This is a genomic window from Glutamicibacter sp. ZJUTW, from assembly GCF_008370855.1.
Classification (GTDB): Bacteria; Actinomycetota; Actinomycetes; order Actinomycetales; family Micrococcaceae; genus Glutamicibacter; species Glutamicibacter nicotianae.
In genome coordinates this window covers 2,590,844-2,615,243 of sequence record NZ_CP043624.1, presented here as the reverse complement: position 1 = coordinate 2,615,243, position 24,400 = coordinate 2,590,844, and the positions used below count along the sequence as shown (strand labels likewise).

22 protein-coding genes are annotated in these 24,400 nt (G+C 62.9%); 12 read left to right on the top strand and 10 right to left on the bottom strand.

The annotated features are described in order from the left end of the window. Window positions 1-45 precede the first annotated feature (45 nt). Together F0M17_RS12370 and F0M17_RS12365 are read right to left on the bottom strand one after the other, a co-directional pair. The gene (locus F0M17_RS12370; protein WP_190263852.1) at window positions 46-324 is read right to left on the bottom strand and encodes a hypothetical protein; all 279 of its coding nucleotides are present in this window, start codon (window positions 322-324) and stop codon (window positions 46-48) included. Between the two features lie 52 nt (window positions 325-376). Next, entirely contained in the window at window positions 377-757 is a 381-nt protein-coding gene (locus F0M17_RS12365; RefSeq protein ID WP_084083820.1) for a sterol carrier family protein, read from the bottom strand. 278 nt (window positions 758-1,035) lie between these two features. Here F0M17_RS12365 and purD point away from each other — a divergent pair, with 278 nt between their 5' ends. The 3 genes from purD (at window position 1,036) to F0M17_RS12350 (ending at window position 3,715) form a co-directional block, all read left to right on the top strand. Beyond that, on the top strand, window positions 1,036-2,322 hold the full coding sequence (purD, locus tag F0M17_RS12360) for a phosphoribosylamine--glycine ligase (protein WP_149597187.1): 1,287 nt from the start codon (window positions 1,036-1,038) through the stop codon (window positions 2,320-2,322). Window positions 2,323-2,337: 15 nt separating this feature from the next. Then, window positions 2,338-3,243 carry a phosphoribosylaminoimidazolesuccinocarboxamide synthase gene (locus F0M17_RS12355; RefSeq protein ID WP_121867187.1) on the top strand — a complete coding sequence of 302 codons (906 nt, stop codon included), beginning with the start codon at window positions 2,338-2,340 and terminating at the stop codon, window positions 3,241-3,243. A 109-nt stretch (window positions 3,244-3,352) separates the two neighbouring features. Continuing rightward, window positions 3,353-3,715 carry an iron chaperone gene (locus tag F0M17_RS12350; protein WP_073705824.1) on the top strand — a complete coding sequence of 121 codons (363 nt, stop codon included), beginning with the start codon at window positions 3,353-3,355 and terminating at the stop codon, window positions 3,713-3,715. 11 nt (window positions 3,716-3,726) lie between these two features. Here F0M17_RS12350 and F0M17_RS12345 read toward each other — a convergent pair whose 3' ends face one another. The 4 genes from F0M17_RS12345 to F0M17_RS12330 all read right to left on the bottom strand — a co-directional run bounded on the left by F0M17_RS12345 (window position 3,727) and on the right by F0M17_RS12330 (window position 10,829). Beyond that, window positions 3,727-5,535 (bottom strand): ABC transporter ATP-binding protein, encoded by a 1,809-nt coding sequence (locus F0M17_RS12345; RefSeq protein WP_149597186.1) that lies wholly within the window; start codon window positions 5,533-5,535, stop codon window positions 3,727-3,729. Next, entirely contained in the window at window positions 5,532-7,367 is a 1,836-nt protein-coding gene (locus tag F0M17_RS12340; RefSeq protein ID WP_371737246.1) for an ABC transporter ATP-binding protein, read from the bottom strand. Before F0M17_RS12340 ends, F0M17_RS12345 begins: the two co-directional genes overlap by 4 nt. Window positions 7,368-7,529: 162 nt before the next feature. Then, window positions 7,530-8,501: a metallophosphoesterase gene (locus F0M17_RS12335; protein WP_149597184.1), complete on the bottom strand. Its 972-nt coding sequence runs from the start codon at window positions 8,499-8,501 to the stop codon at window positions 7,530-7,532. Between the two features lie 120 nt (window positions 8,502-8,621). Next, window positions 8,622-10,829, bottom strand: a complete 2,208-nt coding sequence (locus F0M17_RS12330) for a transglycosylase domain-containing protein (RefSeq protein ID WP_246857058.1) — start codon at window positions 10,827-10,829, stop codon at window positions 8,622-8,624. Window positions 10,830-11,156: 327 nt separating this feature from the next. Here F0M17_RS12330 and F0M17_RS12325 point away from each other — a divergent pair, with 327 nt between their 5' ends. Both F0M17_RS12325 and F0M17_RS12320 read left to right on the top strand, forming a co-directional pair. Further along, complete coding sequence (locus tag F0M17_RS12325) at window positions 11,157-11,633, top strand: RidA family protein (protein WP_073705829.1); 477 nt, start codon at window positions 11,157-11,159, stop codon at window positions 11,631-11,633. 61 nt (window positions 11,634-11,694) lie between these two features. Further along, the gene (locus F0M17_RS12320; protein ID WP_038991698.1) at window positions 11,695-12,609 is read left to right on the top strand and encodes an NUDIX hydrolase; all 915 of its coding nucleotides are present in this window, start codon (window positions 11,695-11,697) and stop codon (window positions 12,607-12,609) included. 70 nt (window positions 12,610-12,679) lie between these two features. Here F0M17_RS12320 and F0M17_RS12315 read toward each other — a convergent pair whose 3' ends face one another. Next, window positions 12,680-13,357 (bottom strand): Crp/Fnr family transcriptional regulator, encoded by a 678-nt coding sequence (locus F0M17_RS12315; RefSeq protein WP_022874282.1) that lies wholly within the window; start codon window positions 13,355-13,357, stop codon window positions 12,680-12,682. Between the two features lie 204 nt (window positions 13,358-13,561). Here F0M17_RS12315 and F0M17_RS12310 point away from each other — a divergent pair, with 204 nt between their 5' ends. Further along, window positions 13,562-14,752, top strand: a complete 1,191-nt coding sequence (locus tag F0M17_RS12310) for a MarP family serine protease (protein WP_038991697.1) — start codon at window positions 13,562-13,564, stop codon at window positions 14,750-14,752. A 9-nt stretch (window positions 14,753-14,761) separates the two neighbouring features. Here F0M17_RS12310 and aroQ read toward each other — a convergent pair whose 3' ends face one another. Together aroQ and acs are read right to left on the bottom strand one after the other, a co-directional pair. After that, complete coding sequence (aroQ, locus tag F0M17_RS12305; RefSeq protein WP_038991696.1) at window positions 14,762-15,214, bottom strand: type II 3-dehydroquinate dehydratase; 453 nt, start codon at window positions 15,212-15,214, stop codon at window positions 14,762-14,764. Window positions 15,215-15,344: 130 nt separating this feature from the next. Beyond that, window positions 15,345-17,321 (bottom strand): acetate--CoA ligase, encoded by a 1,977-nt coding sequence (gene acs, locus F0M17_RS12300; protein ID WP_121867181.1) that lies wholly within the window; start codon window positions 17,319-17,321, stop codon window positions 15,345-15,347. A 203-nt stretch (window positions 17,322-17,524) separates the two neighbouring features. Between acs and nth the strand changes: the two genes are divergently transcribed. Both nth and F0M17_RS12290 read left to right on the top strand, forming a co-directional pair. Then, complete coding sequence (gene nth, locus F0M17_RS12295) at window positions 17,525-18,319, top strand: endonuclease III (RefSeq protein WP_149597182.1); 795 nt, start codon at window positions 17,525-17,527, stop codon at window positions 18,317-18,319. Further along, window positions 18,316-18,993: a CoA pyrophosphatase gene (locus F0M17_RS12290; protein WP_149597181.1), complete on the top strand. Its 678-nt coding sequence runs from the start codon at window positions 18,316-18,318 to the stop codon at window positions 18,991-18,993. Before nth ends, F0M17_RS12290 begins: the two co-directional genes overlap by 4 nt. Before the next feature lie 6 nt (window positions 18,994-18,999). Here the strand turns inward: F0M17_RS12290 and F0M17_RS12285 are convergent, their stop codons facing one another. After that, entirely contained in the window at window positions 19,000-20,649 is a 1,650-nt protein-coding gene (locus tag F0M17_RS12285) for a bifunctional 3'-5' exonuclease/DNA polymerase (RefSeq protein ID WP_149597180.1), read from the bottom strand. A 147-nt stretch (window positions 20,650-20,796) separates the two neighbouring features. Here F0M17_RS12285 and F0M17_RS12280 point away from each other — a divergent pair, with 147 nt between their 5' ends. The 4 genes from F0M17_RS12280 to F0M17_RS12265 are packed head-to-tail and all read left to right on the top strand — an operon-like array spanning window position 20,797 to window position 24,313. Then, the gene (locus tag F0M17_RS12280; RefSeq protein ID WP_121867177.1) at window positions 20,797-21,861 is read left to right on the top strand and encodes a hypothetical protein; all 1,065 of its coding nucleotides are present in this window, start codon (window positions 20,797-20,799) and stop codon (window positions 21,859-21,861) included. Beyond that, entirely contained in the window at window positions 21,858-23,099 is a 1,242-nt protein-coding gene (locus tag F0M17_RS12275) for a TadA family conjugal transfer-associated ATPase (RefSeq protein WP_149597179.1), read from the top strand. Before F0M17_RS12280 ends, F0M17_RS12275 begins: the two co-directional genes overlap by 4 nt. Before the next feature lie 3 nt (window positions 23,100-23,102). Then, window positions 23,103-23,777 (top strand): type II secretion system F family protein, encoded by a 675-nt coding sequence (locus F0M17_RS12270; RefSeq protein WP_149597178.1) that lies wholly within the window; start codon window positions 23,103-23,105, stop codon window positions 23,775-23,777. Continuing rightward, window positions 23,774-24,313, top strand: a complete 540-nt coding sequence (locus F0M17_RS12265; protein WP_149597177.1) for a type II secretion system F family protein — start codon at window positions 23,774-23,776, stop codon at window positions 24,311-24,313. The genes F0M17_RS12270 and F0M17_RS12265 overlap by 4 nt, the downstream gene beginning before the upstream one ends. The last annotated feature ends 87 nt before the right edge of the window (window positions 24,314-24,400 follow it).

Here is a 24,400-nt window from a genome sequence, read left to right as displayed (position 1 = left end):
CCAGGTGCGCGGCCGCCTGCTCTTCTAATTCAGGAGAAAAGCTGCCTAGCCTTGTTGTCCGCTGGAGTCAGTGTCCTCGGCCAGAGGAACTGCCAGATGCTTGGTGGTTTTGCGTGAGGTCACGCGGTCAACAATCACATATGCCAGTGCGCCGATGCCTACGCCCAAGCCTGCGCCGAAGATTGCAAAGAATCCGGAGGCCGAGGCACGGGTGTATTCCTGCGACGGTTCGCCCAGCAGGCCGATGATGAGGCCGACTAGCGCGCCGAAGACCGCGAAGGTCAAAATGAACGGCCAGAACTTGGGCGATGCGTGAATTTGCACTTCAACGCCCTGATCGGCAGGCGACGGTGTAGCGGGGTGTTGCTCCATGCCTTTAAGGGTACTCAATAAGTGGTAGGTGTGCTGACAAGTCTGCCCTAAGTCCCGAAGCGTGCAATTGCCCAGTTTGCAGGGCTTCGGCCCAACTTATGCGGCCAGTAGCCAAGGAAAGCCAGAGTTCAGCAGGCATTTCGACCACATTCGGGGGAGTTCCGCGGGTATGCCGAGGCCCGGCTATGCACTGAGTCACACCGAAGGGCGGAACACGCACCTCGACCGAATTGCCCTCGGCGCGGGAAGCCAGCTCCTCCAGCGAGAACCGCACTGCCATGGCGAGCACGGGCCGGGCTGTTTTTCCTTGTCCCTGCGCGGTTGAGGACCATTCTCGCAAGGCCGCGCGGCCAGCGGTTTCATCAACGCGCCGTTTGATTGCCATGGGTCGATTCCACTTTCTCTCAATGACAGAGAAACGTCATATTCCTCTGTTCGGGATCCCTGTCGCGTATCCGGGAAAACCGTATATCCAGCCATGCCAACTCTAGTCCAGCTCGCCGAACGCCAGCTGACAGCTTCGAAGGTGCTCAGGTGCAATACCGGAAGCGAAATCGCCCGGCGTGCGGGGATCCGGCAGCCGTTCGAGTGCAGGGCTGGGCGCTGGCCATGCGTGCGTCATAGACGCGGTTGGCCCATGGATTCTCCGGTAAACTCGACCGCGTGAAGGTACTGGTTATTGGCCCAGGCGGCCGTGAACATGCAATTGTCCGTGCACTGAGTGCAGACCCCTACGTCAACGAAGTTCATTGCGCCCCCGGCAACGCCGGTATCGCACAGGACGTCACCACCCACGCAATCGACGCGCAGGACCCTGCAGCAGTCGTCGCGCTGGCCCAGGAACTGGGCAGCGACCTGGTGGTTGTCGGACCCGAAGCGCCACTGGCCACGGGCGTCGCCGATGCCCTGATCGCCGCGCAGATCCCGGTCTTCGGCCCGACCCAAGCCGCCGCGCAGCTCGAAGCCTCCAAGGCTTTCGCCAAGAATGTCATGGCTGCCGCCGAGGTTCCCACCGCGATGGCCCATGTGGCCACCACCCGCGAGGAAGCCGCCAATGCGCTGGATGACTTCGGTGCGCCGTACGTGGTCAAGGACGACGGCCTGGCCGCCGGCAAGGGCGTGGTGGTCACCAGCGATCGCGAAGAAGCACTGGAGCATGCAGATGCCTGCTTCGCGGCCGGCGGCACTGTCGTCATCGAGGAATTCCTCGACGGCCCGGAAGTGTCCCTGTTTGTCATCTGCGATGGCAAGCATGCCGTCCCGCTGTCCCCGGCACAGGACTTCAAGCGCATCTTCGACAATGACGAAGGCCCGAATACCGGAGGCATGGGTGCCTACTCGCCGCTGGAATGGCTGCCGGAGAACTTCGTCGACGAGGTCATGGACCGTGTCGCCTACCCGACCCTGCGCGAAATGGAAAAGCGCGGCACGCCGTTCACCGGCGTGCTGTACTGCGGCCTGGCCATCACCAAGCGCGGCATCCGCGTGATCGAGTTCAACGCGCGCTTCGGCGACCCGGAAACCCAGGCTGTGCTTGCACGCCTGAAGACCCCGCTGGGCGGGGTGCTGCTGGCTGCCGCCACGGGACGGCTCGATGATGCCGAGCAGCTGACCTGGTCCGCGCAGACCGCGGTCGACGTGGTCATCGCCGCCGAGAACTACCCGGACACCCCGGTCAAGGGCGCGGTGATCTCCGGCCTGGACGCAGCCAACGCGATCGAGGGCGTGCACGTGATGCATGCAGGCACCTCCGCCGATGCGGACGGGAACATCATCGTTTCCGGCGGCCGCGTGCTGGCCGTGGTGGGCCTGGGCGATGGCCTCGCAGCGGCCCGCGCCGCCGCATACGCCGGGGTCGCCGAGATCAGCTGGGATGGCGCCCAGTCGCGCACCGACATTGCGTTGAAGGCCCAACGCGGCGAAATCGTCATCGCCAACGACAGCAAATAGAGGACTGAAGAACTCATGGCAGGATTCCAGACCGAAGTGCTCGACCTCGAAGGTTGGGACCATTTCTACTCGGGCAAGGTGCGCGACCTGTACGTGCCTGCAGGAGCCAGTTTCGAGCAGACCGACCGGGTCCTCGTGGTGGCTTCCGACCGCATCAGCGCCTACGACTTCGTGCTCTCCAGCGAGATCCCGGACAAGGGCAAGGTGCTCACCCAGCTCAGCCTCTGGTGGTTCGAGCAGTTGGGCGGCTTCGCCAACCATGTGATCTCCACCGATGTGCCGGCCACCGTGGCCGGCCGCGCGATGGTGTGCAAGAAGCTTGGGATGTACCCGATCGAGTGCATCGCCCGCGGCTACCTGACCGGTTCGGGCCTGGCCGAATACAAGGTCTCGCAGACCGTGTGCGAGCTGCCCCTGCCAGAGGGGCTGGTGGATGGTTCGCGCCTGGAGCCGGCGCTGTTCACCCCGTCGGCGAAGGCCGAAGTGGGGGAGCATGACGAGAACATCTCCTTCGCCCAGACCGTGGACCGCGTGGGCACCGAGGTCGCCGAAGCGCTGCGCGAGAAGACCGTGGCCCTGTACGAGCAGGCAGAGAAGATCGCCCGCGCACGCGGCATCATCCTGGCCGATACCAAGGTGGAATTCGGTGCCGATCCGGCCACTGGCGAGATCACCCTGGGCGATGAGGTGCTGACCCCGGATTCCTCGCGTTTCTGGGATGCCGAAACCTACCAACCGGGCCAGGCGCAGGCCAGCTTCGACAAGCAGTTCGTCCGCGATTGGCTGACCTCGGCCGAATCGGGCTGGGACAAGAACTCGGGCGAAGAGCCGCCGCAGCTGCCAGCGGAGATCATCGAGAAGACCCGTGCCCGCTACATCGAAGCCTACGAACGGCTGACCGGACAGGCCTTCAGCGCCTAGCCAGATGCCCAGCAACAGGACCCCGCACCGCCGATTACGGCAGTGCGGGGTCCTGGGCTTAAGCCGAGCCCGCTGGCGGCGGTTGGAAACGGGTGGCTAGACTCGAGGCATGGCGGGCAAAGCGGAAACAGTAGAAGAGTATCTCGGTGCGCTGGAACCGGATTTCCGGGCGGAACTCGAAAGGATTCGGGCCCTGGTGAAGGAGCTGGTTCCGGAAGCAGAAGAAACCATGAGCTATTCAATGCCCACGCTGAAGTACAAGCAGCGTGCCTTGGTTTACTTCACCGCCTCGAAAAAGCACCTGAGCTTCTACCCATCCCGCTGGGCCATTGAGGAGCTGGACGACCGGTTGGCTGGCTTCAGCAAGACCGTCCATGCAATCCGATTCACTCCGGCCGCGCCGTTGCCCGACGACCTGATCAGGGACCTCGTGCTCGTCCATGTCCGGGAGATTGACGCAGGAAGGCAGTAGCCGCCGCCAGGCTACACCAGCGAGTCCTTCCATGCCTTGTGCAGGGCCGCGAAGCGCCCGTCATCGGCAATCAGCTGGGCCGGGGTGCCGTCCTCGGCGATCTTGCCGTCGTGGACCACCAGCACCCGGTCAGCGATCTGCACGGTCGACAGGCGGTGCGCGATGATCAGCGCGGTGCGGTTGCCCAGCAGGGTCTGCAGTCCGCGCTGCACTGCCCGTTCCGAAGGGATATCCAAGGAGCTCGTGGCCTCATCCAGGATCAGCACCGCAGGATCGGCCAGGAAGGCGCGGGCGAAGGATATCAGCTGGCGCTGGCCGGCCGAGACGCGTCCGCCACGCTTGTTCACGTCGGTGTCATAGCCTTCGGGCAGGTCCATGATGAACTCGTGGGCTCCGACCGCGCGGGCCGCATCCTGGATCTGATCCAGCGAGGCACCCGGACGGCCCAGCGCGATATTCTCGGCGACCGAGCCGGAGAAGAGGAAGGCCTCCTGGGTGACCATGACGACGTGCTGGCGCAATTCCTTGTTGGACAGTTCGTTGATCGGCACCGAATCCAGTTCCAGGGTGCCCGAACGAAGGTCGTAGAAGCGGGCAATGAGCTTTGCCAGCGTGGACTTGCCGGCACCGGTCTGGCCCACCACTGCCACTGTTTGCCCGGCGGGGATCTGCAGGTCGAATTCCTCCATGATCACCGGGCCGTCGCCGTAGCCGAAAACTGCGTCCTTGAAGACCAGCTCGCCGGCCACCTTTCCGATGCTGCGCGGGGCAGCAGGCTCGCGCACGCTCGGTTCCTCCTCCAGCAATCCCGAAACCTTCTCCAGTGCGGCGGTGGCCGACTGCAGCGAGGAGTAGAACATCGCGATCTGCTCGACTGGCTGGAACAGGCGCTTGGATGCGAGCAGGATGGCCACCATCGCGCCGACCTGCATGGTGCCGTCGATGATGCGGAACCCGCCGTAGGCCAGCAGCGAGGCCACCGTCAGGTTGCCGATCAGCACCAGGCCGGGCTGCAGCACGCCGAAGAGGTTGAAGGAACGTACCGAGTTCACCCGGTACTGCTCGGCGAGATCCGAGTAGTTCTCGTCGTTGGCTGCCTCGCGGCGGAACGCCTTGACCGCGCGGATGCCGGTCATCGTCTCCACAAAAGTGGAGATGACCCTGGCCGACACCACGCGGGATTCGCGGTACAGGAGCTCGGAGCGGCGCTGGTACCAGAAGAACAGCAGCGTGACCGGGATGGCGGCCACGCAGACCACCAGCCCGCTGCGCCAGTCGAGGAAGAAAATCGAGGCCAGGGTGAAAACCACGAACACGCAGGAGGAGGCTAGTTCCGAAACGCCCTGGTCCAGCAGTTCGCGCAGCGTTTCCAGATCAGAGGTCTGCCGGGAAATGATCCGCCCGGACGTGTAGTTCTCGTGGAATTCGAGGCTCAAGCGCTGGGTATGGCGGAAGACCTGCTGGCGAAGATCCAAGAGCATCGCCTGGGAGATCCGTGCCGCGCTGGTGATGTACCAGGAGAGCAGCACGCCGCTGAGGATCGCACCGAGGATGTAGCAGGCACCGGTCAACCCCAATGCGCCCCAGTTGCCTTCGCGCACCTGCGGCAAGGTCCAGTCGATGGCGAAGGCGATCAGCACCGGAAGCAGCACGCGCGCCGCATTGGATACCAGCACCAGCACCACGGTGAGGATGAAAAGCTTCTTCTGCGGCATGGCCAGGGCGGCCAGCAGCCGGAAGGAGCGCTGGCGCACGACCTTGCGTTCGGCCGCAGAGAGCTTGATGGCGTCTTCATTGGCAACGCCCAGGGGCTTGCTCATCGGGAAACCTCCGAAGTGGCTGGCTGCTCTTCGTCGTCCAGGCTGGCGATGACGAAACGGTAATGCTCATTGGTGCTCAGCAGATGGGTGTGGCTGCCCACCGCATCGATGCGGCCATCGCGCAGCAATGCGACCCGGTCGGCGAGCATCACGGTTGAGGGCCGATGCGCCACGATCAGCGTGGTGGTCCCGGCCAGCACGTCGCGCAGCCGCTCGGTGACCAGTTCCTCGGTGCGCACATCCAGGGCCGACAGCGGGTCGTCGAGGACCAGGACGCTCGGGCGTGCCGCGATGGCACGGGCCAGGGCGATGCGCTGGCGTTGCCCTCCGGAGAGCGAAAGGCCCTCCTCGCCGATCAGGGTGTCCACCCCGTCGGGCAGGGCATAGGCGAACTGCGCCTGGGCGACGTCCAATGCTTCTGCAAGCAGCGCTTCGCGCTGCCGCTCATCGAGGTGTTCCGGTGCGCCGAGCAGCACATTGCCGCGAATGCTGGTGGAGAACAAGGTGGTGTCCTCGAAAGCCACGGCGATTTCCGCTCGCAGCTGCTCAAGGTCCCAGTCCTTGACGTCCTGGCCATGGACCAGCACCTTGCCGGCGGTGGCTTCGTGCAGGCGCGGCACCAGGTTCAGCAAGGTGGACTTGCCCGAACCGGTGATGCCCACCAGGGCCATGGTTTCCCCGGGGCGGATTTCCAGATTGATGTCGGCCAGGATCGGCCGGTGGGTGCCGGCGGTATCAGGGTAGGCGAAGCGCACATGCTCCAGCTTCACGCTGCCATCGCGTTCTGCCGGGATCTGCGGCTGTGCGGGGGAGGCGATGTCGTTGATTGAATCCATCACTTCGAAATGCCGGTCCAGGGCAGTTTTGGTGCTCAGCGTCATGCCCAGCAGCATGCCCATGCCTTCGACGGGGCCGGCGATGACCGCGGCGATCGCGAAATAGGCCACCAGCGAGCCGACGCTCAACGTGCCGTTGGCGACCTGGGCAAGGCCGATGACCAAGCCGATGCCCAGAATGGTTTCGGGGACGGCAACGACGGTGAGCAGGAAGCTGGCCAGCGTCTTGGCCTTGGTGATTTCGGTTTCCTGCAGGGACTTGGCCTGGGCGTTGAAGCCCTCGTAGACGTGCGGCCCGCGGCCAAAAGCCTTAATGACCCGGATGCCGTGCACGGATTCTTCCACGGCGGTGGCCAGATCGCCGGCCTGGTCCTGGCTGCGCCGGCTGGCGGCCCGGTAGTCGTTGCGGAAGCGGTAGGCCTTGATGGCAATCGGGATGGAACCCAGCAGGTAGAGCAATCCCAGGATCCACGAATGGGTGAACATCAGCACCAGGCCGGTGACGACGGTGACGGTTTCAACTACCAGCATCATCGCGCCGAAGGCGAGCCAGCGGCGCAAGAGGGACAGGTCCGACATGGACCGGGAGAGCAGCTGTCCCGAGCCCCAGCGTTCGTGAAATGCCACAGGCAGACGTTGCAGGTGCTTGTAGAAGCGGATGCGCATCTGCGCTTCAAGGCCTGCTGCGGGGTTCAGCACGAATTGGCGGCGCAGGAAGATCAGCAGCGCTTCGACGAAGCCCAGCGCGGCGATGATGCCGACGGAAATCCACACTTCCGAGGCCGCTCCATCACGCTGCAGCACGACGTTCACCAGCCAGGCGAGGACCTGTGGGATGGCCAGGGCGACAATGCCTGCTCCGAGCGCGCAGAGGAAACCGCAAAAGAGCCGAGGGAAGATCGGCTTGACGAAGGGAGCGAGACGCTTCAGTGTTGCAGTGAGCGGGACCGGATCATTGGATCCATTCGGTTGAGCCTGAGCCACGGTACCCCGCATTCATCCAGAAGTTTGACAGAGCTACAGACTACCGGCAGTAGTTGGGATAATTCAATCAATACGCCACTTTGGGAAAGAAGTGCTTCACAATGGATGCGAATAATCCCCGGCCGAGCACCAGCAAGGTGCTAGACCGGGGATGATCTGGAAGAATTTCCTGCTTTAGCCGCGGGCCGCCAGGGTGACCAGCACGGCCTCCGGCGGGCAGGCAAAGCGGATCGGGGCGAAGCGCGAGGTGCCGATGCCGGCGGAAACATTCAACGGAACGGTGTTGCCGTTGTAGTCCCAATCGGTCAAGCCACGGGCACGCCAAGTCGGCAGGTCGCAGTTGGAGACCAATGCGCCGTACCCGGGGATGCAAACCTGGCCGCCATGGGTGTGGCCGGCGAAAATGACATCGGCCTGCGCCTCGGTGAATTGGTCCAGGACCCGCTGGTAGGGCGCGTGGGTGAGCGCAATCCGCACGTGGGGAGCCTGGTTGCTGGAGGAGGACCCGCGCGGCCAGCCCGCAAAGTGGTCGAGATCGAGGTGCGGATCATCGACTCCCGAAAGGTCCAGGCGCAGGCCGTTGAGCACGGTGGAATGCGCGCGGTTGGACATATTGATCCAGCCGGCGCTGCCGAAGGCACGGTGCATCTCTTCGAACGGCAGCTTGTCGCGGGAGGCTGGACTGGGGGTTCCGGTTGAGGGAGCCAAGTACTTGAACGGGTTCTTCAGCTTCGGAGCGTAATAGCAGTTCGAGCCGGGAACGAACGCGCCGGGGAAAGCCATCAGCGGTTCCAGCGCCTTGATCAGGGCCGGTACGCCCTTTTGATGGCTGAGGTTGTCGCCGGTGTTGATGACGAAGTCGGGCTCCAGATCTGCCAGGCTGCGCAGCCACCGGGTTTTGGCTTCCTGCCCCGGAACCATGTGGATGTCCGACAGGTGCAGGACCTTGATGTCGCCGTATCCGCGCGGCAGGACCTTGAGCGTCTCATGGCGCAGCCCGAACTTCTGGGCCTCCAGCATGCCGTAGCCCACCAATGCGCCGCCGATGGCCAGGGCGCCGCCGATGGCCAGGGCGCCGCTGGCGGCAAGGGCCGCCGTGCCACTGGCATGGCGCAACGCCGAAACGAAATTATTCTGTTCAACCATGACTTCTATGCCATCGTCCTTTCAAGCCCTGCGGCCACTTCTGCTGAAGTTCTCCTATGCCAATCTAAACCGGAAGGCCGCGTTCAGCCAAAGCTGAACGCGGCCTTCGCAGCTCACTAGCTAGTCGTCGGACTTTTTGCCGTTTCCGTTGCCATTCCCATTGCCGTTGTCGTTTCCCCGGCCAATGTCCCGGGAGTCAGGCTTCGAGGTGGATTCTTCCTTTGGCTTGGAATCGTCCGTCGACTCTTCCTTGTCATTGTCCTTCTCATCCGAGTCGGACTTGGATTCCTCTTCTTCCTTCGGCTTCGGCGGAGGCGGCTGGCGGCGGGCCGAACCGAAGCTGTTGCGCTCGTATTCGTGCACAGCCTCTTCCATGAAGTCGACCCAGAGCGGGGCGGCGTAGGTCGAGGAGTCGACCATCCATGGCGCCTTTTCGTCGTTGATCATCGCACCGTGCATCTCGTTCTTTTCGGTTGCGGCCTTGCCTTCCAGGCGGCCTACCCAAGCAGCGGTGGAAATGCCGGTGGTGTAGCCGACGAACCAGGTCGAGGTGGCGTAGTCGTTGGTACCGGTCTTGCCGGCGATCGGACCGTCGACCCGCCCCTTGGACACGCGCTTGGTGGCGATCTTCTGCAGCGTGCCGTTCAGGTCGGCGATGTAGGTCGGGTCGACCTGCTGGGAGCAGGTCTCCTTCTTGACCTTGTATTCGTTGCCGTCCTTGTCGGATACACCGGTGATGGCGCGTGGTTCGCAGTACTCGCCCTTGTTCGCGAACGCCGCAAAGGCTGCAGCCTGGGACAGCGGGGTGATTTCTGCAGAGCCCAGGATGAACGACGGGTTTGCTGGGCTGATTGGAGCTGGTCCGCCCTTGGCACCATGATCGAGCAGTCCCAATTTCTTGGTGTAGTCGGCGATGGTGCACAGGTCGGTCTTGTACGCTTCCTGGACGGTCGCGGTGTTAATCGACCAGTACAGGCCGGTGTCCACAGTCATCGAGCGGTAGAAGCCGGGGGAAGCGTTCTTCGGGGTCCAGTCAGCGGTGTAGGTGGTGCCGCCGGGCAGGCAGGAGGCCTTCCACTTGTTGCCGGCAGTGAAGTGCTGCTTCTTGGCATTGATCTTCTCGTACATGCGGTTGCCTTCAGCAAGCCAACCCAGCGTGGTATACGGCTTCATGGTCGAACCGCCCTGGAAGCCGCCAGCACCGCCGAGCGCACGTGGTACTGCGAAGTTGTAGTAGGTGTTCTTGCCCGAGTTCTTGATTTCCGGACCGTAGGTGGTGTTCTGCGCCATGGTCAGGATCTTGCCGGTGCCCGGCTCGACCGAAACGATGGAGGAGTAGATGTCAGTGTTGGACTTGGCATCGGGGTCAATGGCCTTCGCAGCGTCCTTGGCGGCCTTCTTGTTCAGCTTGCTGTTCAGGGTGGTCTTGACGGTCAGGCCCCCGCGGTACAGCAGGTTTTCGCGATCTTCCTTGGTCTTGCCATAGGTGTCATCGGCAAGGATCAAGTTGGTGACGTAGTCGCAGAAGTAGGCATTTTCCTTGGCCGCGGTGCAGCCGGAAGGCGAGATGCTCGGATCCAGTTCAAGATCCGACTTGACTGCCTGGTCGTATTCCTTTTTGGTGATCGCGCCGGTGCGGTACATGTTGCCCAGCACCTTGTTGCGGCGATCGATGGAACGCTCAGGGTTGTTGATCGGGTTGTAGACGTTAGGCAGCTGGACCATGCCGGCAAGCATGGCAGACTGCTGCAAGTTCAAGTCCTTGGCGTCGACCGAATAGAAGCGCTGAGCGGCAGCCTGCACGCCATACTCGCGACCCGAGAAGAGGACCAGGTTCAGGTAGCCCTCCAGGATCTCGTCCTTGGACATTTCCTTTTCGATAGCCACCGCGTACTTCAGTTCTCGGATCTTGTCTGCATAATCCTTCTGGCCGGAGACGGTGGATTCTTCCGCACCAGTGAGCACCTGGTTGTTCACCAGCAGGTTGTTGACGTACTGCTGGGTCAAGGTGGAAGCGCCAGAGCGGCTCGAGGAGGTGAGGTTGCCGACAACTGCACGGGCGATGCCCTTGGGGTCGATGCCCTTGTGCTCGTAGAAACGCTCGTCTTCCACCGAGATGATCGCCTTGCGCATGTTCGGCGAGATGTCATCTAGCTTCACAGGCTGGCGATTTTGCTGGTAGAAGGTCGCAATCGTCTTGCCATCCGCGTCAAGGATCTTGGAAGGCTCTGGGATAGGGAGCTTCTCGAACGAGCTCGGGAGCGCGCTGACGATGTTGTTACCAGTGGTCAAACCGGTTTTAGCGATAGCTGCAATGGGCACGAGCATGCCTGCTGCGAGCACACCACACAGGGCACTGATTCCGAAGAATGCAACGACTTTTCCCAGAGTGGTAGCTGTATCAAAAAAGGGGGACTTCTTGGCTGCCATACCCACTAGTTTACAAGGACGCGCTAACGTATCGAGTATGACTAAATGGGAATACGCCACTTTGCCGCTTTTGATTCACGCTACGAAGCAGATTTTGGACCAGTGGGGTGATGACGGCTGGGAGCTGGTAACCGTCGTTCCTGGCCCCAATGGCTCATCTCCAGTGGCCTATATGAAGCGTCCGAAAGCCTAACGGGCAACAACATCTACTGAAGGAGAAATCCCATGCAAGAAGCTACTTCCTCGCGTGTCGAGGCTCGCCTGGCCGAGCTTGGCCATGCCTTGCCAGCCGTGGCAAAACCGGTTGCGGCGTATCTGCCTGCCGTTACTTCCGGCAACTACGTTTACACCTCCGGTCAGCTTCCGCTGATTAAGGGTGAACTCACAGCGGTTGGAAAGGTTGGCGCCGAAGTTTCAGCCGAGGAAGCAAAGGCCCAGGCACAGACCGCCGCGCTCAACGCGCTGGCAGCCATCAAGGCGGAAATTGGTGATCTAGATCGCATTAAGCGCATCGTGAAGGTTGTCGGTTTCGTGTCGTCGGCACCGGACTTCACCGGACAGCCAGGAGTCATCAACGGAGCCTCCGAATTCTTCGGTGAAGTTCTCGGCGATGCAGGACTGCATGCACGTTCGGCCGTCGGCGTAGCCGTACTGCCGCTGGATGCACCTGTCGAGGTTGAGGTCATCGCCGAATTTGAGTAATTCAGGCCAGTTTCCCGCTGCGCGGTCCCGACGGGCTTTCCCGTCGGGACCGCGCAGCGGCATGGTTCGACGGCTCTTCGACCTGCCGCCGCATCAGATTGCCACCGCCGAAAACTGGTTCTCTTTCGGTTCGCGCACCCCGCGTACCCCGCGGCGAGCGTCCTCTGTGTGCCTTGTGAGGGATTCCTCCCACGGTGTGGAAACCTACCTGACTTATCGCCCCGGGGGCTCTCCTCTGGGCAACGTAGCCTTCCCGGGCGGCAGCCATGAGACGAGCGACCGTGCCACCTACCAATGGTTCGGCCCGAGCCTGTCCCAGTGGTCCAAGCGCATGGACTTGCTGGATCAGCAGCTGGTCCAGGCCTATCTGGTTTGCGCCATTCGCGAGCTCTTCGAAGAGACCGGGATCCTGCTGGCCGGAACCGACGAGCAATCCGTCGTTGAAATGACCGATGCCGAAGACTGGATGACCGCCCGCGAAGCCATCGCCGGACAAGATCTTGCCTTTGACGAATTCCTGCGCCGCCGCGGACTCGGTTTGCGTACCGACCTTCTGCGTCCTGTATCTCACTGGCTCAATCCGAACTTTGCCCTGCGCCGCTTCGACACCTGGTACTTCACCGCCACCGTGCCGAACCGCCAGGAAGCCTCATTGCTTCGTGGAAAAGGAAAATGGGGACGTTGGTCTGCTGCCGGAGACATTTTGGCAAAGCGCGGCACCAGCGAGCTGGGGGACAGCATTGGCCAACCCAACACGGTGAACCTCACGCTCTCGGAGATCAGCTACCCGGCGGTGGAAATGATCCTGGAAGCCATGGCGGAAGCCAACGGAGTGATCGCCTACCTCTCGCGGGCGCGATCGCTGAACCTCAAGCATCCGGATCTGCTGGTGCGCGATGGAATCTACTATCTGGAAGTCCTGGGATCCATCAGCGCCGAGTCCTCCCGGCCGTGGCAGACCACTGCCGGGCACTGAGCACACTGCTTAAAACACAACAGGCCGAAAATCCTCTGAGGATTTTCGGCCTGAAATGCTTTGTCGTGCTTTAGCGCGAACGCTGGCGCAGGCGCTGGATGTCCAGGATCACGACGGCGCGTGCTTCCAGGCGCAGCCAGCCGCGCTGGACGAACTCGGCCAGAGCCTTGTTCACGGTTTCGCGGGAAGCACCAACCAGCTGAGCCAGCTCTTCCTGAGTCAGTTCGTGGGCAACCAGGATGCCGTCGGTAGCCGGGCGGCCGAAACGGTCAGCCAGGTCCAGCAGCGCCTTGGCAACGCGGCCAGGAACGTCAGAGAAGACCAGATCGGCCAGGGACTCATTGGTGCGACGCAGACGTGCTGCCAGAGCCTGCAGCAGCTGGATCGAGACCTCAGGGGAGTTCAGGATAGCCTTGCGCATGTTCTCGTGGCTCAGGCCAGCCAGGCGGGTCTCCGACACGGCGGTGGCGGTAGCGTTGCGTGGGTGTGGATCGAACAAGGCCATTTCGCCAAACAGTTCGCCCGGGCCAAGAACAGCAATCAGGTTCTCGCGACCATCCGAAGAGGTGCGGCCGAGCTTGATCTTGCCAGAAACGATGAAGTACAGACGGTCACCCTGATCGCCTTCACGGAACACCGATGCACCGCGGGACAGATCAACCTCGGTCAATTCTTCGGTTAGCGCGGCGAAAACTTCATCACCAAGCGACGCAAACAGTGGCGCGCGACGCAGTACCTCGATATCCATTAAATCTCCTGTCAACAGTAGTAGGCGCTTACTTCATTGTGCCGTATTCGGTAACAATGTGACAGTTTCCACACGTGGTTTAACCAAGAAAATGTTGAAAATCACGCACATTCGACTAAAACTCGCGAATCTGCTCGCAGAAATCCATCAGCTTCTAAGGGTACCTTGGGTCTATACGAACTTTATGAATGAACTGGGGTCTGGGTGCTGGGAATTTTCAGCTGGCTCGATGTAGTCATCTGCGCTGTATTGCTGATGTTCTTCATCGTTGGAGTTCGCCGAGGTTTCCTGCTGACAGTTGGCGACATGCTCGGCCTGCTCGTCGGTGGCGTCGCCGCATTCTTCGCGATCCCCCTGGTCTCCACCTTTGCCACGAACCCCTGGTGGCGTGTCGGTCTGATGATCGCCACCGCCGCGGTGCTGATCATCCTCGGCCAAGCGCTGGGACGGGTGATCGCGACCCGGATCAGGCACTGGATGAATGTCGATTTCCTGCGTGCCGCAGACCGCATCGCCGGTGGCGTGCTGTCGGTGTTCATCACCGCAACAATCATTGGTGGCTTGGCCTTTTCCACGGCAAGCATGGGTATCCCGAGGCTTTCGCTGGAGATCAGCAAGTCCAAGATGATCGACACGATTCGCGGCCTGACACCCGAGTTTGTCGATGCGGCCATATCCACCGCACGCTCCAAGGTGATCGCTGAAACCCTGCCCGCGTTCCTGGAGCCTTTCGCCCCTCCGGTGCAGGCGCCAGTGGACACCGAATGGGCCGCCAACGACCTGCAGCTGGCAGCCGCGCAATCGGCGGCCAAGATCTCCGGCACCGCCGTGCAATGCGGCGTTAACCTGACCGGTTCGGGCTTCGTTGTCGACCACGAATTGGTCATGACGAATGCACACGTGGTGGCAGGATTGAGTGCTGCAACCGTGGAGGTCGGCGGTGACGAAGTTCACCGCGGAAAGGTAGTTTATTTCGACCCGCAGGCCGACATCGCGCTGCTTTATGTCGAGGGACTGCAGGCAGAGCCCATCGACCTGGCGGCCGAGGACCTGATGCGTGGCGACCCGGCAACATTCGTCGGCCACCCGGCGGGCGGACCGCAGCAGATCCGCGGAGCGCTGATCGCCTCGCGCGCCTTCGTCTCCATCGCCAACATCTATGGCGAAGACCCGTCGCGGATTTCGGTCTACCAGCTCACCGCGGAAGTGGCGCAGGGCAATTCCGGCGGACCGCTGCTGGATGAATCCGGCGACGTGGTGGGTCTGATCTTCGCCAAATCCCGCAGCGATGACGAGGTGGGCTTCGCCCTGAGTCTCGAAGAGATCGAGCAAGCCTTGGAACTTGGCAGCCAGCGGCGCACCAGCATCAAGACCGGCGACTGCGTTTCCGGCTGATGCCTGCGGCTACTTGCCGAGCAAATGCGCGAGCTGCTGCACCGCAAGCTTGTAGCCATGCACGCCCGCACCGATGATGATCGAGCTGGCTACCGGCGAGATATAGGAATGGTGGCGGAAGGCCTCGCGCTTGTGCACATTGGAGATGTGCACCTCGATGGCCGGCAGCTGCACGCCGCTGATCGCATCGGCCAGCGCTACCGAAGTATGGGTGAAGGCGCCAGGATTCATGATGATGCCGGCCGCGGTCGTGCGGGCCTCGTGGATCGCGTCGATGAGCACGCCCTCGTGGTTGGACTGCACCGCACGCACCTCGAGCCCGTAGGCGGCGGCGGTGTCACGGGCCAGCTGCTCGACATCGGCCAGCGTGTCGTGGCCATAGATTTCCGGCTCCCGAGTGCCCAGCAGATTCAGATTGGGGCCGTTGAGCAGCAAGATGGTGTTCGATGCGTTCTCAGTCATGAACCCAAATCTATTACACTGCAGGCATAATCCAGCGTCGTTGCGCTGGCTCCGTAATACAAGAAGCCGCCGTTCTGCCGCACCAGCGGTGCGGCAGAACGGCGGCTTCTTTCGGCAGTGCGTGCAGGGGCTACTTGCCCATGGACTGCGCGATCTGGCTCATGACGGTCGAATCCGAGAGCGTGGTGGCATCGCCGACCTCGCGGCCTTCGGCCACGTCCTTGAGCAGGCGGCGCATGATCTTGCCCGAGCGGGTCTTGGGCAGCTCGGGAACCACCAGCACATGCTTCGGCTTGGCGATCGGACCGATGTCCTTGCCCACGTGGTTGCGCAGGGTCGCCACGACATCCTCGCCCTCTGCAGGCTCGGTCTGCAGGATCACGAACGCGACGACTGCCTCGCCGGTGGTCTCGTCCTTCGCGCCGACCACCGCGGCTTCGGCCACGTACGGGTGGGCGACCAGCGAAGACTCGATCTCGGTGGTGGACAGACGGTGGCCGGACACGTTCATCACATCATCCACGCGGCCCAGCAACCAGATGTCGCCGTCGTCATCCTTCTTCGCGCCGTCGCCGGCGAAGTACATGTTCTCGAAGCGGGACCAGTAGGTGTCCTTGTAGCGTTCCATGTCGCCCCAGATGCCGCGCAGCATGGCCGGCCATGGTTCACGGATGACCAGGAAGCCGCCTTCGCCGTCGGCCACGGATTCGCCGGCCTCGTCCACCACGTCAATGGCGATGCCCGGCACAGCCACCTGGGCAGAACCCGGCTTGGTGGCGGTGACGCCCGGCAGCGGCGCGATCATGTGCGCACCGGTTTCGGTCTGCCACCAGGTGTCCACGATCGGGGCCGGATGCTCCTTCTTCTCGCCGTTCTTGCCATTGTTGGAGCCGATGACATCGCGATACCACATCCAGGCTTCCGGGTTGATCGGTTCGCCCACCGAACCGAGCACGCGCAAGCTCGACAGGTCATAGCCGTCCGGGATCTCCCGGCCCCACTTCATGAAGGTGCGGATGGCGGTCGGCGCGGTGTACAGGATGGTGACGCCGTACTTCTCCACGATCTCCCACCAGCGGCCCTGGTGCGGGGTGTCCGGGGTGCCTTCGTAGATCACCTGGGTGGCGCCGTTGACCAGCGGCGCGTAGGTGACGTAGGAGTGGCCGGTGACCCAGCCGATGTCTGCGGTGCACCAGAAGACATCGGTTTCCGGGTGCAAATCGAAGGTGTCGCGGTGGGTGACCGCGGTCTGCGTGAGGAAGCCGCCGGTGGTGTGCACGATGCCCTTGGGCTTGCCGGTGGTGCCGGAGGTGTAGAGCACGAACAGCGGGTGCTCGGAGTCGTGGGCCACCGCGGTGTGCTCAGTGGCGGCGTTGCCGACCACGTCATCCCACCACTTGTCCAGCGCGCCGAATTCGGTAGGTTCGCCGTTGCGCTTGACCACCAGCACGTTTTCCACGGTGTGCCCCGGTGCTTCCAGGGCGGCATCCACTGCAGGCTTCAGCGGGCTCGGCTTGCCGCGGCGCCAGGTGCCATCGGCGGTGACCACGAGCTTGGCGTCGGCATCATCGATGCGGCTGCGCAGCGCGTCGGCGGAGAAGCCGCCGAAGACCACCGAGTGGATGGCGCCGATGCGGGCGCAGGCCAGCATGGTGATCACCGCTTCGGGGATCATCGGAAGGTAGACGGCCACGCGGTCGCCCTTGGCCACGCCCAGGGACTCGAAGGCGTTGGCGGCCTTCTTCACTTCCTCGGCCAGCTGCGCATAGGTGTAGCTGCGGGTATCGCCCGGCTCGCCTTCGAAGTAGATGGCCACGCGGTCGCCCCGGCCGTTCTCCACATGGCGGTCCAGTGCGTTATAGGCCGCGTTGAGCTTGCCGCCGACAAACCACTTGGCAACCGGCGCTTCAGACCAGTCGAGGGTTTCGGTGAAATCGGTGTCCCAGGCCAGTACCTGGCGGGCCTGGTCCGCCCAGTAGCCCAAGCGGTCTTCCTTGGCTGCGTCGTAACGGGCCTGGGTGGCGATGGCTTGATCACTGAAGTCCTTGCTTGGGGCAAAGGAGCGGGTCTCGGTCGACAGATTGTCCAGGGTTTTCGAATCACTCACTGTGTTCGCGTCCTTCCACGTAGTCACGAATGTTTCTCTGTGATCAAAGTTACAGCCTCTGAGGATGAAGATGTGCTTTGTGTCACTGCGATAGCGGAAATCGGGTAATCTGTGCGCCAAACGGTGGATTGAACGCGATGAACAGCATGCCGGGGCAGTGTCCCGGGGTGAAAACCCTGCGCGCTCATGACACGATCTAAAGCGTGGCGAAGAAACTTGAGAATGAAACCGAGCTGGGGCTGAAGCGCCGGGCTCGCAAGATCAACCGGGAACTGGCACAGGCCTATCCCTACGCGGTGCCCGAGCTGGACTTCGAGAATCCCTTCGAACTGCTGGTAGCCACCGTGCTCTCGGCGCAGACCACCGATGTGCGGGTCAATGCCATAACCCCAGCGCTCTTCGCCCGTTTCCCCGACGCCCTCGCAATGAGCCAAGCCGAGCGTGCCGAGCTTGAGCAGCTGATCCGCCCCACCGGCTTCTTCCGCGCCAAGGCCGATTCCCTGCTCGGGCTATCCGCTGCGCTGGTGGAACGCTTCGACGGCGACGTGCCAGCCAAGCTCGACGAGCTGGTGAAGCTTCCCGGAGTGGGACGCAAAACCGCCAACGTCGTGTTGGGCAATGCCTTTGGCGTTCCCGGAATCACCGTGGACACCCATTTCGGGCGGCTGGCCAACCGCCTGGGCTGGACCGCTGAAACCGACCCGGTGAAGGTCGAGCACGCGGTGGGGGAATTATTCGAGAAACGCGACTGGACGATGCTCAGCCACCGGGTGGTTTTCCATGGCCGGCGCGTCTGCCACGCCCGCAAGCCCGCCTGCGGAGCCTGCGTCATCGCCAAGCTGTGCCCGTCCTTCGGCATCGGCGAGGAAATACCGGCCAAGGCGAAAGCGTTGCTCAAGTATGAGCTTGCACCAGGACGGGAAGAGCTGCTGGCGAAAATGATCGCCGGAGCAACTCGCCGCGAGCTGAGGACTGAAGGATACGGATTGGACGCATGAGCGCACGCTTGGAATTGGAACAAGTCATCGCCCGCCATACGGCGCAGGTCGGGGCAACGCAGCGGCTGCCCAACGAATGGGTGATGAACGAGATGGAGCTCGGAGCCGCGCGCCGGGCCGCGGTGCTGATCCTGTTCGGCGCGGCCGGCGAGGCGGCGCTGGAACCGCAGTCCCAGACGGACGACCTGGACCTGTTGTTCGTGGAGCGGGCAGCGACCCTGCGCAAGCATGCCGGGCAGATCGCTTTCCCCGGCGGCGGCATCGACCAGGAAGATCCGAGCGTTGCCAGCGCCGCTCTGCGCGAGGCATGGGAAGAAACCGGCGTGGATACCGCCGGCATCGAAGTGCTGGGTACCTTGGGGGAAACCGAGCTGCCGGTGTCGAACTTCCTGGTCACCCCGGTGCTCGGGTGGTGGCATACCGAATCCGAGGTGTATCCGGCGGACCCGGAAGAAAGCGCTGGGGTATTCCGCGCCCCGGTGGCGCACCTGCTGGATCCGAGGAACCGCTTGACTGGCGTTGTGCATCGCGGCACGCGGAAATTCAAGTCCCCGGCCTTCGATTTCGAAGACCGGATCATCTGGGGCTTCACCGCGATCGTGCTGGACCGTCTGTTCAACGAGCTGGGGTGGACCCGTCCGTGGGATAATCGGCGCGAACTGCGCATGGCCTGAGGCCCGCTATTTCGCGTCCGCGTAATTCCCTGAAATCGCAACACTGACCGGGAAACGCGGCGAGGCCTGGCCGAACAGCGAGCGTCCGGCCAGCATCGCCGCGTGGCGGATCAGCTCCCGCAGCTGCCCAGCCAATTCGGTGGGGCATTCGAAGACAATTTCGTCATGGACGAAGAACACCTGGCGGCAGCTGCGGCTCCACCCAGCCTGATGGATCAGGTGCCGCGCGTGGCCCATCCACACCAAGGCCCACTCGGCCGCGGTAGCCTGCACGACAAAATTCCTGGTGAACCGGCCACGGGCCCGCGCCGCGGAGTCAGCGGCCCGCTGCGATGCCTCATCGCTGGTGGCCCGCTGCGCCTGCAGCCACTGCTCATCTGCGGGAGGGCAGCCGCGGCCAAGGAAACTGCGCACGCCTCCACCCTGTTCGCCAGCCTGCGCCGCCTGTTCGACAAAACGCATGGCAGTGGGAAAGCCGCGGGTCAGCGCCGCGCCGACGCTGCCCGAAGCACCGCCACCTCCGCCATAGATGACCGAGAGCATGCCCAGTTTGGCTTCATCGCGCGAGGCGACAAGCTTGGCATCCAGCAGCCACTGGTACAGGTCGTCTTGCTGGCCAGCCTTTTGCAGCTGCTGGTCATGGGAAATTGCCGCCAGGATGCGCGGTTCCAGCTGCCTGCCGTCGGCCACCACAAAGGTCGACCCCGCCGGGGCGCGAACAACCTGCCGGATGGAATGCGGCAATTGGAGCGCACCGCCGCCTGATGCCGCCCAGCGTCCTGAAATGACGGTTCCCAGCACGTAGTGCGGATGGAACCTGCCATTTTCCACCCATTGATCCAGCCAGGCATCGCCGTGGGTGCTGGCAAGGCGTGAGAGCTTCTTGTATTCGAGGACCTCGGTAATCAGCGGATGCTTGATCTGCTCAAGTTCCCATGCCCGCACCGAACCCACTGCGAAGCCGGCCTTGTGCAGGGCGCGCAGCAGTTCTTGCGGCGAATCGGGATTGAGCCCGGGACTGCCCAACGCCTCAGCCAGCTGCTGGGCCTTGGCAGCCAGCTTGGGAGGCCGTCCGTATTCGGAGACGCGCTCGCCCAATTGCTCGCGCAGCAGGGCGCGGTGCCCGGGTTCATCCCACGGCAAGCCGGCCGCTTCCATCTCGCAGGCAATCACGGCGCCCACCGATTCGGCATGGATCAATAATTCCAGTCGACGGCGGGCATCGGGTTCTTGCGGCAGTGCGTCGCGTTGGGCCAGGTACATGGCGATCAGCTCAGGCAGCGACTCGCCGGTGACAGGCGCGGAGAAGAGCGCATCCTGGTTGGCCCATTCCCTGCCCTGGGGTGGCGGTTCAAGGTTGAAATCATCGAGCGCCTTCGCGCTCAGCGGGGAGCGGTGCAGGATGCGCTGCGCCAAGGAGAGAATGTAGGCCTTAGCCAGGAAAACCCCGGCTGCCGCCAGCGGCTGCATCCACGGGGTGGTGCGGAGCATGGCCCAGCGGGGCGAATGCCGTGCTTCGGTTTCGGCGACAAAGCCAGCCAGCTCTTCGCGGGATACCGAGGAAACCGGTTGCAGCGAGTTGCCAGTGTGCTGGTCGCGAAGGTCAATGAGGGCATAGCCATCCGGGTCGGCGGCAAGGAAGGCGATGGCACTCATGGATCTATTGTGCCGTGCCAGTGGACGATATCCCCAGCCGGTTGGCTGGCTGCACGCAGATGAATGGATGGATGCCACGCTCGATGCATGAAATGGCTATCAGAATCCCCATCGGCTAAGCCGCTGAAGAATGCACAACGATTTGTGATGACAGAATCGGATTTCGAGCAGTTGCCGCAGAAGGGAACCAGCGCGCCAGCGGCTGGTGAACGCACTGCGGATGATGAACCGATCTGCACCATCGTGAGCAACGACACGCGGATTATCGAGCGATGCGCGGTGATCGCGGTCGGCGCGGCTGTGCGAATCAACCAATGCGCAGACCCGCAGTTGTTGCCCGGCGATGGTTCGGGGCCGGTGCTGTGGGGCAGCGACATGGCAGCCCTGGCCGAAAACCCGGGCCGGCCGGTAGATGTGCTGGTCGGCTTGGAGGATAGCGAGGCCCTCATCTGGTCTCTGGCCAGCAGGATTCCCAAGGCGCGGGTGGCGGTTCTGCCGTCGGCAAGCCAATGGCTGGGCGAATACCTCGGCCTTTGGGCCATGCGGGCAGGGCATGGGCACACGCTGGCGCTGAATTCCACGGCCGGAGGGTTGGGGACGACAACCCTCTCCCTGCTGCTGGCGCACGCTGGAACACTCAGCGGACTGCGCAGCGCCATGATTGATTTGGATCCGCATTCCCAAGGAGCGTGGCCGCTGGTGTGCGCGCAGCCGCCTATCGGAATCGGCTGGGAGGAATTACAGCAATCCGGCGGTGCGCTGGCGGCCCATCAACTGGCCGAAACTTTGCCGAAACTGCGCGATACAGCCATCCTGACCTGGTCCCGCGCCAACCGAACGCAGGAGCTGGAAGACCAGCTGGTGATTCGGTTGCTGGCTGCGGCCCGGCAAGGGTTCGACCTCGTGGTGGTGGATGCCGGCCGCGCACCGCATCCGCAACGGCTGGCGATGAACCAGTTCATCGACCGGAATATCGCCACCGCCAGTTCCATGACCTTGCCGGCTTCAGGGGAAGTGGTGCTGTGCGGGGAGCAGAAACTGCGCTGCACCCCTCAAGGCTTTCCGGAGATACTTGGTGCCGTCCCTGTCCTTTCGCGGATCAGCAAGGCCCTGGAGCGCGGCCAGCTCTTCGACAGTTTCAAATCCCGGGCACTGCGCCAGCACCTGTCCAACCTGTGCCTGATTCCGCAGGTGAAGGAGCAGCACCCATGAGCCCGGGACGGCACAGCCACAATGCCAGCCCAGCAATGGGCGGGCCCGTGCTCGATGCCAAGATTCTCGAATCAGTGCGTGAACGGGCACTGCTCACCGGCGGGCAGCTCGACGCGATTGCCTTGGCCGGAGCCGTCCACGACTCGGGCGTGGCCCTGGGATCGCAGGGCGCCGCCCAGTCATTGGAATCGCTGCAGCACGAAGTGGCAGGATTGTCTGTCCTTGAGCCTTTCGCCCAGCGGCCCGAAGTCACCGATGTCCTAGTGGACGGTCAGGGGAGGGTCTGGACCGATTCTCCGGCCGGACTGGAACCCACTGAATTCCGGTTTTCCTCCCCGGAACAGGTGCGGACGCTGGCCGTGCATCTGGCGACCCTCGCTGGACGACGGCTGGATTCAGCGAGCCCATTCATGGACATGAGCTTGAAGAACTACCGGGTCCACGCCGTGCTGCCGCCAATTGCCACGGACGGTCCGTTGATCTCGATTCGAGTCAAGCGCAGTGCCCAGCTTGAACTGGGCGCGGTTCTGGAAGGATCCAAGGGCTTTTGGCTGCCGCTGCTCCAAGCCATTGTCCAGCGCCAGATGAACTTCCTGATTACCTGCGGTACAGGCAGCGGAAAAACAACCCTGCTGCAAGCCATGCTGGCCGAGACCAACCCGCAGCACCGTTTGGTCATCGTCGAGGACTCGAAGGAGCTGCAGGTGCCGCACCCGCATGTCGTGTCCTTGCAAACCCGTTCGGCCAACGTCGAATCCGCCGGCCAAGTGGAACTGAAGGATCTGGTTGTCCAGGCCCTGCGCATGCGTCCCGACCGCTTGGTCGTTGGCGAATGCCGCGGGTCGGAGATACGCGATTTCCTGGCGGCGATGAACACCGGGCATCAAGGAGCCGCGGGCACCATGCACGCCAACAACCCGCAGTCGGTTCCGGCACGCTTGGCGGCGTTGGGTGCGCTCGCCGGATGGAGTGTGCAGGCAACCGCGTTGCAGGCCTCCAGCGCACTGGATCTCGTCATTCACATGAACAGGGGCAGCCATGGGCAACGTGGACCGGTGGCACTGGGCAGCTTGGAGACCGGTAGCGACGGCCAGATGCAGATGAGGCACCTGATCGATCTGGAGGGTGCCGAACCGCTTGCCGAATATGGCCGACGCTTCTTGGCGGACAGGTTCGGCCAAGCACTCGCACGCACCGTCGCCACGGCGCTGGGTAACGAAAGCAACAAGGAGCATTGAACCATGCTGATCCTCATCTTGGGCGCGTTGGCCTTATGGCTCTGGATTCCCGCGCACCCGGCCAGCAAAAGGGCCCCGGGCTCATCGCGCAGACGGTGGAACCGCGGGGCAGAGCGCCACCAGGCAGGAGAGCAGCTGCTGAGCACCGACGCACGCATCATCCGTGAATTATCGGCGCTGCTCCGAAGCGGACTGGGGTTCCATCCAGCTGTTGATGCGTTGCTTGAAGCTGAAGATGACACCGGGGACATCATCTGTGCGCTCAAGGATCTCCAAGCAACGCATCGGCTCAGCAACAGCGTACCCGGACCAGATGCAGCACAGGGGCAGGTGCCGGCGGTGCAACGGCTGCACTGGTGCCTGGAACTCTCCGAACGCAGCGGGGCCAGTCTTGCCGACGTCTTGGAACGACTTGCCGAAGACCTCGAAAGCGCACTGGTAGCCCAACGGGCATTTGACGCGGCCATGGCAGGACCGAAAGCAACCACCAAATTGCTGACCTGGCTGCCGCTGGTGGGGTTTGGATTCGGCCTGCTTCTGGGCATTGACGTGCTGGGCACGATAGCGCAATCATGGGCGGCGCAACTCAGCGTGCTCATTGGGGCAATGCTCTGGATCGCCAATCGGATTTGGTGCCAGCTGCTCATGCAGGCAATCTCTAGCCAGGCATTGTCATGATCCTCTTGATTCTGCTCTTTGGCGCCCTCGCCATCGCATTGGCACTAGGGCCGTCCACTGCGCGAACAAGCGGCGAAGGCAAAGCAGCCCAATGGCTTTGGAACAGACGGCAGGACAACGACAAGCCAATCGAGCTGGTCCTGGACCTCAGCGCCAGTCTGCTGGATTCGGGAATGCCCATCACCGAGATCTTGGATCTGCTCGGAAACAGCATTGAACAGTGCGCGGTCCTGCGCAGCGTCGCGCGCTGCCTGGAAATGTACATGGCGTGGGACAAAGCCTGGGAAGCCGTGCCTGCCTGGCTCGCGCCGCTGAGGAAGGCCCTGCACTTTGCGCACAGGACGGGCGCTCCGGCAGCCAACCTGCTGCGCAATACTGCGATTCTGCAACGCCGTGAGCATACGCAGAAAGTTGCACGCCTCGGCGCGCAATTCGGTACCCGCCTTGTGCTTCCCCTGGGGGCCTGCGCATTGCCGGCCTTCATCGCCTTGGGCGTCGTTCCACTGATCATCGCGCTGTTCCCAAGTTTCCAGTAAATCCCGGTCGAAGGTTATGCCCAGCTCGCAAGAAACCGATCTCTGCGCCGTCTGCGCTCGCCGAAGGTAGTAGCACAAGGTCCCCGG